This is a genomic window from Acidobacteriota bacterium, from assembly GCA_016195325.1.
Lineage (GTDB): Bacteria > Acidobacteriota > Polarisedimenticolia > JACPZX01 > JACPZX01 > JACPZX01.
Genome location: JACPZX010000048.1, coordinates 1 through 11,373 on the forward strand (window position 1 = coordinate 1; position 11,373 = coordinate 11,373).

At 70.0% G+C, this 11,373-nt stretch carries 9 protein-coding genes and 1 pseudogene; all 10 read left to right on the plus strand.

Annotated features, from left to right (window positions below; genetic code table 11):
- Positions 1-38 precede the first annotated feature (38 nt).
- A complete protein-coding gene (gene asnB, locus HY049_09755; GenBank protein MBI3449187.1) occupies positions 39-1,940 on the plus strand; it encodes an asparagine synthase (glutamine-hydrolyzing) in 1,902 nt (633 codons plus the stop codon).
- Positions 1,937-3,094: a glycosyltransferase family 4 protein gene (locus HY049_09760; GenBank protein MBI3449188.1), complete on the plus strand. Its 1,158-nt coding sequence runs from the start codon at positions 1,937-1,939 to the stop codon at positions 3,092-3,094. Before asnB ends, HY049_09760 begins: the two co-directional genes overlap by 4 nt.
- Positions 3,091-4,014 (plus strand): ABC transporter ATP-binding protein, encoded by a 924-nt coding sequence (locus HY049_09765; protein ID MBI3449189.1) that lies wholly within the window; start codon positions 3,091-3,093, stop codon positions 4,012-4,014. Before HY049_09760 ends, HY049_09765 begins: the two co-directional genes overlap by 4 nt.
- Positions 4,011-4,772: an ABC transporter permease gene (locus tag HY049_09770; protein ID MBI3449190.1), complete on the plus strand. Its 762-nt coding sequence runs from the start codon at positions 4,011-4,013 to the stop codon at positions 4,770-4,772. Before HY049_09765 ends, HY049_09770 begins: the two co-directional genes overlap by 4 nt.
- Positions 4,773-4,858: 86 nt before the next feature.
- Entirely contained in the window at positions 4,859-5,623 is a 765-nt protein-coding gene (locus HY049_09775; GenBank protein MBI3449191.1) for a tetratricopeptide repeat protein, read from the plus strand.
- Positions 5,620-6,057: pseudogene (locus HY049_09780) on the plus strand (prepilin peptidase). Before HY049_09775 ends, HY049_09780 begins: the two are co-directional and overlap by 4 nt.
- A 565-nt stretch (positions 6,058-6,622) precedes the next feature.
- Positions 6,623-8,395, plus strand: coding sequence for a PAS domain-containing protein (locus HY049_09785; GenBank protein ID MBI3449192.1), 1,773 nt, complete (start codon positions 6,623-6,625; stop codon positions 8,393-8,395).
- Positions 8,396-8,577: 182 nt separating this feature from the next.
- Positions 8,578-9,105, plus strand: coding sequence for a prepilin-type N-terminal cleavage/methylation domain-containing protein (locus HY049_09790; GenBank protein ID MBI3449193.1), 528 nt, complete (start codon positions 8,578-8,580; stop codon positions 9,103-9,105).
- 17 nt (positions 9,106-9,122) lie between these two features.
- Positions 9,123-9,593 carry a hypothetical protein gene (locus tag HY049_09795; protein ID MBI3449194.1) on the plus strand — a complete coding sequence of 157 codons (471 nt, stop codon included), beginning with the start codon at positions 9,123-9,125 and terminating at the stop codon, positions 9,591-9,593.
- A gap of 57 nt (positions 9,594-9,650) precedes the next feature.
- A partial coding sequence (locus tag HY049_09800) for a prepilin-type N-terminal cleavage/methylation domain-containing protein (GenBank protein ID MBI3449195.1) occupies positions 9,651-11,373 on the plus strand: 1,723 nt, incomplete at its 3' end.

Consider the following 11,373-nt stretch of genomic DNA (forward strand, 5'->3'; position numbering starts at 1 on the left):
GGGGGCGGGACGGCCCTCTCGATCCTGGGGTCTCCCTGATGTGCGGCATCGCGGGGGTGGCGTCGGCGGACGCCTCCGCCCCTGGGGACGGGGCGCGCGCCGCCGCGGGCTCCCTCGCGCTCGCGCATCGCGGCCCCGACGGCTCTGGGATGACCGCCCTTCCCGGCTGCGCCCTCGCGCACCGCCGCCTCGCGATCCTCGATCTCTCCGATCGCGCGGCCCAGCCGATGGCGAGCGCCGACGGCCGGCACGTCATCGTCTTCAACGGCGAGATCTACAACCACGTCGAGCTGCGGCGGGATCTCGAGAGGCGCCACCCCTACCGGTCCACGAGCGACACCGAGACGATCCTGCATCTCTACGCGGAGAAGGGGCTCGAGGCGCTCGCGCTCCTCCGCGGCATGTTCGCCCTCGCGATCTGGGACACCGTCGAGAGGCGCCTCGTCCTCGCGCGGGATCGGCTGGGGAAGAAACCGATTCACTACGCCGAGAGCGCAGAGCGGATCCTCTTCGCGTCGGAGATCCCCGCCCTCTTCGCGATGGGGGTGCCCCGGCGGTTCGATCCGTCGGCCCTCGGACCGTATCTGGCCCTCGGGTACGTCCCCGCGCCGGCGACGGCGATCGAAGGGGTGAAGCGCCTCGGCGCGGGATCGGTGCTGGTGTACGAGAAGGGTCACGCCACGGTGTCGCGGTACGCGAAAGCGCCCGGCACGGCCGCCGCCCCTCCCGGCGCGGCGCCGGCCTCCGCCGCGGAAGCGGCGCGCCGGCTGAGGCCCCTGCTCGACGAGAGCGTGAGGGTGCGCCTCCGCAGCGACGTGCCGATCGGAGTCTTCCTGAGCGGCGGGCTCGACTCGTCGATCGTCGCGGCGATCGCCGCGCGCGAGTCGGGGCCGACCCTCGACACATTCACCGTGGTCTTCGACGAGACGGGATACGACGAGTCGAAGGCGGCGCGCGAGACCGCGCGTTTTCTCGGAACCACCCACCACGAGATCCGCGTCGCCGCCGACGCGGCCGCGGCCCTCCCGGCGCTCATCCGCCGTCTCGGCGAGCCCCTCGCCGACTCCTCGCTCGTCGCCGTGCAGCGCCTTTCCGAGGCGGTGAGGGGACACGTGAAGGTCGCGCTCTCCGGGGACGGCGGCGACGAGGTCTTCCTCGGTTACGATCGCTACCGCGCGCACCGGCTGGCCGCGCGTTGGAAGCGGCTCCCCGCGCTCGCGCGCCGGACGGCGCGGGCCTCGATCGCGGCGCTTCCCGGCGCGCGCGGCCGCCGCAACGTCGCGGGGCGCGCGGGGCGCTTTCTCGCCGCCGCCGAGGCGAGCCCCTTCGACGCGAACGACCGGTGGATCTGCCGGTTCCACCCGGCGGATCAGCCGGCGCTTCTCACCCCGGAGGGGAGGAACGCCGTCGCGGGAGACCCTCTGGCCGCCTTCCACTCCCGGTACGATCGACCGTCCGCACTCTCGGCTCTCGATGCCGTCGCCGGGGCCGATCTCGAGGTCTGGCTTCCGGACGACGTCCTCCGCAAGGTGGACGGCGCGTCGATGGGCTCCGCCCTCGAGGTGCGCTCCCCCCTCCTCGATCACGAGCTGGTCGCGGCGGCCGTCGCGATCCCCGCCGAAGTGCGCATGCCGGGATCGAGGGGGAAGGCGATCCTCCGGGAGTGCGCGCGCGGCCTCGTCCCGGAGTCGATCTTGACGGCGCCGAAGAGCGGCTTCGGCCTCCCGGTGGACCGCTGGCTGCGGGCCGGGAGCTTCCGCGATCTCGCGCGCGATCTCCTGACTTCGCCTTTGGCCCGACTCGGCGCGTGGGTGCACCCTTCGGCCCCGCGCCGCCTCCTCGACGAGCACGAGGCGGGGACCGCGAACCACGACGAGCCGATCTTCACGCTTCTCGTCCTCGAGATCTTCCTCCGCGAGGTCGTCGAGGGGCGCGCGTGACGCCCACCCCCCTGAGGGTCTGCCACGTCATCACGCAGCTCGAGCTGGGGGGCGCGCAGGCCAACACCCTCTACACCGTCACCCACCTCGACCGCGCGCGGTTCGAGCCCGTGCTCGTCGCGGGGGTCGGGGGTCTCCTCGCGGACGAGGCGCGGGACTCCGGGGTGAGGTGCCATTTCCTCCCGGACCTCGTCCGCCCGATATCGCCGTCGAAGGACCTCGGCGCCTGGCTCGCGCTGAGGCGCCTGTTCGAGCGCGAGCGGCCCGCGATCGTGCACACGCACTCGTCGAAGGCGGGGATCCTGGGCCGCCTCGCCGCCGCGCGCGCCGGCGTGCCGATCCGCATTCACTCGATCCACGGCTGGGGGTTTCACCCCGAGCAGCCGGCGCCGCTGCGCGCGGCCCTCGTCGCCGCCGAGAGGCTCGCGGCGCGCCGGACGACCGCCTTCATCTCCGTCTCCGAGGCGAACGTGCGGCAGGGGGAGGCGCTCGGGATCCTCGACGGTCGGCGCGCGCGCGTCGTGCACAGCGGGATCCGTCTCGCCGAGTTCTCGCCGAGGCCCGAGGCGACGCTCGCGGCCACGAGTGAGGTCGTCGTCGGCATGGTCGCCTGCTTCAAGCCGCAGAAAGCGCCGGTCGACTTCGTGGAGGTCGCCGCGCGCGTCCTCGCCGAAGAGCCCTCGGCCCGGTTCCTCCTGGCGGGGGACGGGGATCTCCGCGGCGCGATCGAGTCGCGCATCCGCGAGAAGGGGATCGGCGGCCGCGTCACGCTCCTCGGCTGGCGGCGCGACGTCCCGGCGCTGATGCGGTCGTTCGACATCCTGCTCCACACGTCGCGGTGGGAGGGGCTCCCGCGCGTCTTCGCCGAGGCGATGGCGACGGCGATCCCGGTCGTCGCGACGCGCGTGGACGGCGCCCCCGAGGCGATCGAGGAGGGGGTGAACGGGCGCCTCTTCGACCCGGGCGACGTCCGTGGGATGGCGGGCGCCGTCGTCGAGCTCGTGCGCGACGCCCCCCTGAGGCGGCGGATGGGGCGGGCCGGGCTCGAGCGGGCGGGAGGATGGGACATCGACGAGATGGTCCGCGAGCAGGAGCGGATCTACGAGGATATAATCCGCGCCGCCGCGGCGGAGCCCGCCCCGGCCCCACGATGAGCCAAGGCGAGCCGGTCCTCGAGATCCGGAATCTCCAGAAGTCGTACTGGGGCCATCTGCGGCTCAGGCGGAACCGCGTCCTCAACGGGCTGAGCCTGACGGTCTCGAGCGGGGAGATCTTCGGCCTCCTCGGCCAGAACGGCGCCGGCAAAACCACCACGATCAAGACCCTCCTCGGCCTCGTCTTCCCCGACGCCGGAGCGGTGCGCCTCTTCGGCCGCAAGAGCACGATCGTCGCGGTGAAGGAGCGCATCGGCTTCCTCCCCGAGAACCCGTACTTCTACGAGTATCTGACCGGGCGGGAGTTCCTCGACTACTGCGGGCGCCTCTTCGGCTACTCCGCCTACGAGAGGCAGCGGCGCACCGCGGCGATGCTCGAGCGCGTCGGGATGACGTCGCGCGCCGATTCCCAGCTCCGCAAGTACTCGAAGGGGATGCTCCAGCGGATCGGCCTCGCGCAGGCGCTCATCAACGACCCCGATCTCGTCATCCTCGACGAGCCGATGAGCGGCCTCGACCCGATCGGCCGGCGCGAGTTCCGCGACATCATCCTGTCGCTCAAGGAGCGCGGGAAGACGGTCTTCTTCTCGTCGCACATCCTCTCGGACGCCGAGGCGCTGTGCGATCGCGTCGGCATCGTGAAGGACGGCGTCCTCGGCGCGGAGGGGAAGCTCGGCGACCTGCTCCGCCCGACCGTGCGGCACTGGGAGGTCACCTACTCGGGCCCGGAGTTCGCGGCGCTCGGCGCGGCGGCCACGCTCGTGGCGGTGCGGGGGACCGAGACGCTCGTGCGCGTCACCACCGAGGGGGAGCTGGCGGCGCTCCTCGAGAGGGTGCGGGCCCGGGGGGGGGTGCTGATCTCGGTGATGCCGAGGCGCGACACGCTCGAGGATCTCTACTTGAAGGAGGTCTCGGCGTGAGGCTCTACGCCATCGCCATCAACACATTCCGGGAGGCCATCCGCGATCGGATCCTCTACCTCATCCTCGTCTTCGCGCTGATCATGATCGGCGCGGGGCGCGCCATCAGCCTGCTGACGGTGGGGAGCGAGGAGAAGATCATGAAGGACATGGGCCTCGCGGCGATCTCCCTCTTCGGCGTGGCGACGGCGATCTTCGTGGGCGTGGGGCTCGTCTTCAAGGAGATCGAGAAGCGGACGATCTACGTCCTCATCGCGAAGCCGATCCGGCGATCCGAGTTCATCCTCGGCAAGTACCTCGGGCTCGCGCTCGTCCTCTTCGTGAATTTGAGCATCATGACCCTCGGCTTCTACACCCTCCTCTGGTACAAGGGGTTCCTCGACGTCACGCTCGGAAAGGCGATCGCGCTGATCTTCGTCGAGCTGCTGCTCATCACCGCCGTCGCGATCTTCTTCTCGTCGTTCAGCAGCCCCTTCCTCAGCAGCCTCTTCACCGTCACCTGCTACCTGATCGGACACCTCTCCTGGGGGCTCCCTCTCCTCGCGGAGAAGCTGGCGAGCGCCCCCGGCCGGTGGATCTGCCTCGCCCTCTACCGCGTGCTCCCCAACCTGGAATACCTGAACGTGAAGGGCGAGGTCGTGCACGGGGTGCCGGTCGGGGGCGAGGAGATCCTTCTCGCGGCGGGGTACGGCCTCCTCTACACCGCGATCGTCCTGATGCTCGCGATCGCCGTCTTCCGGCGCAGGGACTTCGTCTGATCCGCCGGCTCCTCGTCGCGGGGGTCTTCCTCCTGGTCGTCTCGCTGACGGCGACCGCGGAGGGGAGGCTCCACGACCTCTCCTCCGTGAGGCCCGCGGGGTCGCACCTCCTCTACCTGCCGTCCGGGAAGTATCTGCGAGCCCTCGCGCCGGGTTACCGGGAGCTCCTGGCCGACGCCGTCTACCTCTGGTCGATCCAGTACTACTCGAGCTACGACTCGGGGGATCGCTACAAGTACCTCGATCACATCTATTCGAACGTGATCACCGAGCTCGATCCGCACTACGAAGATCCGTACCTGATCGGCGCGCTCATCATGGCGATGGAGGCAGGAGACCTCGAGATGGCGCTCCGGCTCCTCGACAAGGGCATCGCCGCGAACCCGGGCGACTGGCTCCTCGCGTTCGAGGCGGGCTTCTACTGCTACGACACGCTCCACGACTACCCGCGGGCCGCGCGCTACTTCGAGCGCGCGATGAAGGTCCCGGGCGTCCACCCGCTCGTCGGCCGCCTGCACGCCGAGATGTACAACCGGATCGGCGATCGGCGGACGTCGTGGAAATACTGGCTCGAGATCTACCAGTCCGGCAGCGACGAGTACACGCGCGCCGTGGCCTGGCGCCACGCGCACGATCTGAAGATCCAGATCGACATCGAGGAGCTGCAGTCCGCCGTGAAGGCGTACGCCGCGGCCCGCGGCGGAAACCCGCCCGGCCTCGAGGCGCTGGTCACGGCGGGGCTCGTCGATCGCGTGCCGAAGGACGCGGAGGGGACCCCGTACCTCTACAATCGCGCGACCGGGCAGGTCCGGACCGTCGCGCACCCGTTCCTGAAGCGGAGCTTCGATTGAGCGGCGCGGAGCCGGTCGAGGGGGCGATCGCGCTCGCGGTGGGGCTCATCTTCGGCTCCTTCGCCAACGTCTGCGCCCACCGCATTCCCGAAGGGGAGTCGATCGCCTTTCCGGGCTCAAGATGCCCGCGGTGCCGCGCGGCCATCCGGTGGTACGACAACGTCCCGGTCGTCTCGTGGATCGCGCTCCGCGCGAGGTGCCGCGGCTGCCGCGCGCCGATCCCTGCCGTCTACCCCGCCGTGGAGGCGCTCGTGGGGGTGGGCTTCCTCGGCGCGTATCTGAAGTTCGGCCTCTCGATCGACGCCTTCGCGACGGCGTGGCTCGTCTTCACGTGCGTCGTGCTCACCGTGATCGACCTCCGCCTCTTCCTCCTCCCCGACGCCCTCACGTACCCGGGGATCGCCGCGGGCCTCGCCTTCGCCGCGGCGCGCGGCGCCGTCGCGCGCGCCTCCGGCGGATCGCTCCTGGGGAGCTTCTACGACGACGAGCCGGCCATCCTCGGCGCGCTCGGGGGGGTGGCGGTGGGCGCCGCGATTCCCTTCGTGGCGCGGGGGGCGTACATGATCGTGCGGCGGATCCGCGGAGGCGGGGCGGCGCCTGCCGGCGGGGATCTCGCGCCGGCGCCTCGCGAGGCCGGGGCGCCCGCCGAGGGGCCGGACGGCGGTGCGCCGGGTGGCAGACTGGCGGCGGCCGGCGAGACCGACGAGGAGATCGCCGAGGCGGCCCTCGCGGAGGGGATGGGGCTGGGGGACGTGAAGATGCTGGCGATGGTCGGCGCCTTCCTCGGCGCGCGGATGACCCTCGTCACGATTCTCGTGGGGTCGGTCCTCGGATGCCTTCTTGTGGTCCCGTGGCTCCTCCTCAGCCGCCGCTCCTTCCGGACGCCCGTTCCGTTCGGCCCCTTCATCGCCCTGGGCGCCGTCGTCGCCGCCTTCGCCGGCCCCGGGCTGTCGTCGTGGTACTCGGACCTCGTCGTCCGGATGATCTCGTGAGGGATCGATGCAGCCGCTGATCCGCGGGTACGAGACGCAGGTCAAGATCTTCATGGTGATGGTGGTCCTCTTCCTCGTCACCGCGAACCTCGTCACGGTCACCTTCCTCGACAACTCCGAGTCGCTTCTCCTCGACGAGGCGCGCGTCCGGATCCTCGACGCCGCCGAGGCGATGGCGCGCGCGGTCGCCGCGGAGGATCCCGCGCGCCCGCCGCGGGATCTCCGCGATCTCGCGCGCGCCCACGGCGCGTCGCTGGCGGAGATCGTGGATCGATCGGGGAAGGTGACGGCCTCGAGCCAGTCGTGGCGTGAGGGGGCGACCATCCCTCTCGACACGCTCGTCGGCGCCGACGCGCTGCGCGATCTCGACGCGGGGCGCCCCGCGATCGATCGCGACGACGCGCCGGGCGATCTCACGGACATCCTGGTGCGCGTCGGCCCGGCGGGCCCCTCCCCGAGGCTGCTCCACGCGGGCTTCTCGCTGACGGCGGCCGAGACGATACGGCGCCAGATCCGGATCCTCACCTGGGCGCAGGGGATCGGCGGCACGCTCGTGCTGGTGATGGTCCTGCTCTTCATCCGGTTCGTCCTCTCCCCCTACCGCGCGCTGCGCGCGGCGGCCGCCTCGATCGAGCCGCCGGAGTCGGCCGCCGCGGGCGGCGACGATCCGGCTTTTCTCGTCGCCTCCTTCCGCGGCGTCGTCGAGAAGATGCGCGCGATGGAAGGGGAGCTCGAGAGGATGCGTTTCTCGAGCTCGTCGGCGGGGGCGCAGGAGTCGCTCCTCTCGAGCCTCAGCAGCGGCGTCCTCATCCTCGACGCGGGGGGGCGCGTCGCCGCGCTCAACCCCGCCGGGGAGACGATTCTCGGCCTCGCCGCCGTGGATCTCCTCGGCAAGCGCGTCAGCGAGATCTTCGCCCCCACCGCGGAGCTGGCCGCGCTCCTCGACGAGGCGGCGCGTCATGGCCGCGGCCGCGCGCGCGAGGTGGTGAGCTACCGGCTTCCTTCGGGGCGCAGCGTCCACCTGGGAGTCACCACGTCGGGTCCGCCGGGAGGCGGGAGCGGCGCCCTGTGCCTCTTCAGCGATCTCACCGAGATCCGGGGGCTGCAGGCCCGCGTCCTCCTCAAGGAGAACCTCGCGCGGGTCGGGGAGCTCTCGGCCGGCATCGCGCACGAGTTCCGCAACAGCCTCGCGACGATCCTGGGGTACGCGCGCCTCGCGGCGAAGTCCGACGCGGAGCCCGACGGAAACGCCGCCGCGATCGTCCGGGAGGTCCAGTCGACGGGGCGCCTCGTGGACGAGTTCCTGCGCTACGCGGCGCCGGCGCGCCTCCAGCGCGCGGAGTGCGCGCTGCGGCCGATCCTCGAGGGGCTCGCGGAGGAGGTCCCCCGCTCGACGGGCGCAGGAGTCTCCGTGCGGGTGACCGGGGAGTGGCCCGACAGGATTGTCGCCGACGAGGCGCTCCTGAGGCAGGCCTTCCACAATCTTCTCAGGAACGCGGTCGAGGCGAGCGGCGCCGGCGCGAGCTCCGGCGTCGTGCTGGTGAGGGGGCGCACCGAGGAGGGGAGCGCCTTCGTGGACATCACGGACAGCGGCGAGGGGTTCGCCCCCGAGATCCTCCCGAAGCTCTTCACGCCCTTCGTGACGACGAAGAGCCACGGCACCGGCCTCGGGATGGCCCTCGCGCAGAAGATCGTCGTCAGCCACGACGGGTCCATCGACGCGGTCAACCTCGAGGGGGGTGGGGCCCGGATCACCGTCTCGCTCCCGCTGACCGACTGAACCGTCCGTGTCACGCGGTGTCACGAATGGTGACGAAATCGTGGCGACCTGGTCTCGGGCGTTCGGGGGCCGGTGGCGTCATGGGCCTGACGGTCTGGATTAGTTGAATGGTGGCGGAGCTTTACGGCCGTCGTGCATAGGCGTGCCGGGATGGCACCCTGGTTGCTCTGGAGGAACCCGAGATGAGTTCAACGACCCATGACCGTCGCGACCGCTCGAGGGGGAGGGGCCTCTCCCGCGGGTTCTCCCTGGCCGAGCTCCTCATCGTCGTCGCGATTATCGGCCTCATCGTCCTCGTCTTCTTCCCGGCCCTGGGGAACTTCTCGAGGTCGTGGAAGGCGCGCTCGACGGCCGACGCGATGATGGCCGACATCCGGGGCGCCCACCAGATGGCGATCTCGATGCACCAGAACATCACCTTCACCTTCACGCCGAGCCCGACCAACACGTACTCGTACTACCACCCGATCCAGAAGAAGACGATCACCGTCAAGGTTTCGAACAACACGACGATGACCACGAACCCGACGGGGTCGTTCGCGCCGGTGATGAACATCAACGGATCGATCACCAACCCGTCGGCCCCGTCGGCGAGCGCGCCGACCAGCAACTTCGTCAGGCTGACGACGACGATCACCGGCGGCCGGATCGACACGTACACCTTCGGCTTCAGCACGGCCGGCCAGATCACGTACACGGTGAGCCATTGAGAGTCAGGAGGCGCGGGATGCGACGCGGATCGCGGGGATACAGCCTGATCGAGGTGATCATCTCCCTCGGCATCCTCACCGGCGTCATCGTCGCCATCGCGGCGATGTTCGTCCTCGCGCAGACCAACGTGAAGAGCGGGAAGCTCCTGACGGAGGCCACCTCCATCGGCGAGGACATGATGGAGGACATCAACAAGCTCTCGTACAACGGCGTCCAGATCTTCTTCGTCGGCGCGCAGAACCTGGCGACGCTGACGAGCTACACCGCCGACACCCGGACGGCGAGCTCGTACGCGAACACCACGTACGCCACGCAGATCAGCTCGAAGCTCTCGGGAGGGTACGCGCTGATCACCCTCACCCCGATCGGCGGCAACGTGAAGCCGGCCGTCTGGAACACGGGGGAGGCGATCCGGGTGAGCATCACGATTTTCTGGAAGGAGCTGCGGCGCAACCGCAGCGTGACCGTCGAAGGCGTGCGGTTCTGAGTCGCTCGTCGGCCCCCCTGCCGGAAGAGCGCAAGGCCCACAAGGAGGATGGTTCCCGTGAGTGAATTCAGGGTGCGTCGATCGTTTGCGACCGGGCGCGCGGCACGTCCGCACGGGTTCACGCTGGCCGAGGTGATGGTCGCCATCGCCGTCTTCGCGGTCATCGTCGCCATCGCCATGACGCTCTACCAGCAGCTCCAGAAGAGCTTCAAGCAGGGGGAGAACGCGACCGCGGAGCAGCAGAACACGCGCATCGCCTTCGACCGGATGATGTCCGACCTCCGCATGGCCGGGTTCAACTACAACCCCAACGGCGCGACCCGCCCCGACGAGCAGATCGAGGGGATGTGGACGAACGCCGTGACCGTGCGCGGCGACTACGACTACGAGACCGCCGACGCCAACACGCCGGAGCCTTCTCTCGCGGGCGGCGCTTTCTCGGTCGTCTCGACCGGCAACGACGAGATCGTCACCTACGCCCTCGGCAAGCCCAGCGGCACCGGCGGAACGACGATCCAGTTCCAGGCCGACGTGAGCGCCGTGCCGCGCGACGGGACGCTGCAGACGGTGCCCATCAACAACGTGTACCTCGACATGAACTCGCCGCCGTACACCCTCTACCGCATCACGCTGAAGCCCGGCGGCACCGCCCTCGCCTCGATGGCCGACAAGGTCCCGATCGCCGACAACATCCGCGAGATGGACGTCACCTACTTCGACGGCGCGGGAACGCAGCTCACGACGATGGCGCTGGGGATGGACGATCCGAACAGCCTCGCCCTCCGCAAGAAGATCGCGAAGATCAACGTGCGGATCGTCGGCATGACGCAGGACCCCGATGTCAAGTACTTCGACCCGACCGACACGAACCCGCTGAGCCAGCACTTCCGGAAGTTCGATCTCACGAGCGACGTGACGCCCCGAAACCTCGGCTACGTCGGCATGGCGGATCTCGATCTCGACAAGCCGACCACCCCGACGGGCCTGGCCGTCTGCCCGGGGCACTGCCAGGGTCTGTACGCAACTTGGACCGCCAACCCGGCGAACCAGGGGGTCATCAAGTACGAGGTGACGTCGGGGGCGGCGATCGCCAGCATGGCGAACCCGCAGGACGCCTACACGACCAGCTACTTCGTGCCGAACCTCACCTCGGCGTCGTACATGGTCGGCGTCGCCGGCGTGGACGCGGCGGGGAACAAGAGCGATCCGCCGGCCTACTCGCCGCTGACGACGATCACGAACTCGACGATTCCCAAAGCGCCGACGGGGCCCACCTTCACGAGCGTCTCCGGCGGCAACGCCGTCTTCAATCAGATCAATCTCGGGTGGGCCGCACCGACGCTGAACACGACCAATCTGGGGTGCGACGTCAGCCCCTGGCCCATCCGCGATCTCAAGGGATTCCGGCTCTTCCGCGGGGCCACGGCCGGCTTCGACCCGAACATCTCGGCGCAGGTCCAGATCTCGGTGGACCCGAATACGATCACCGCGGGGGCCACGACGTACAGTGATCCGGCGAACCCGAACTCGCCGACCATCGTGAACTGCCGCCCGTACTTCTACAAGCTGCGGGCCGAGGACCTCTGCGGTGCGTACGACCCGAACGTCGCCGCGTTCAACAGCGCGTCCTCCTCGTCCAGCGTGAAGCCCTCGATCCCCACGAACGCGACCGCCCTCGACATGGGGAACAACTCGACGCTTCTCTCCTGGAACCCCGTGAGCACGAACGTCACGCCGAGCCCGATCCTCATCGACAAGTACAAGGTCTTCCGGACGGCGA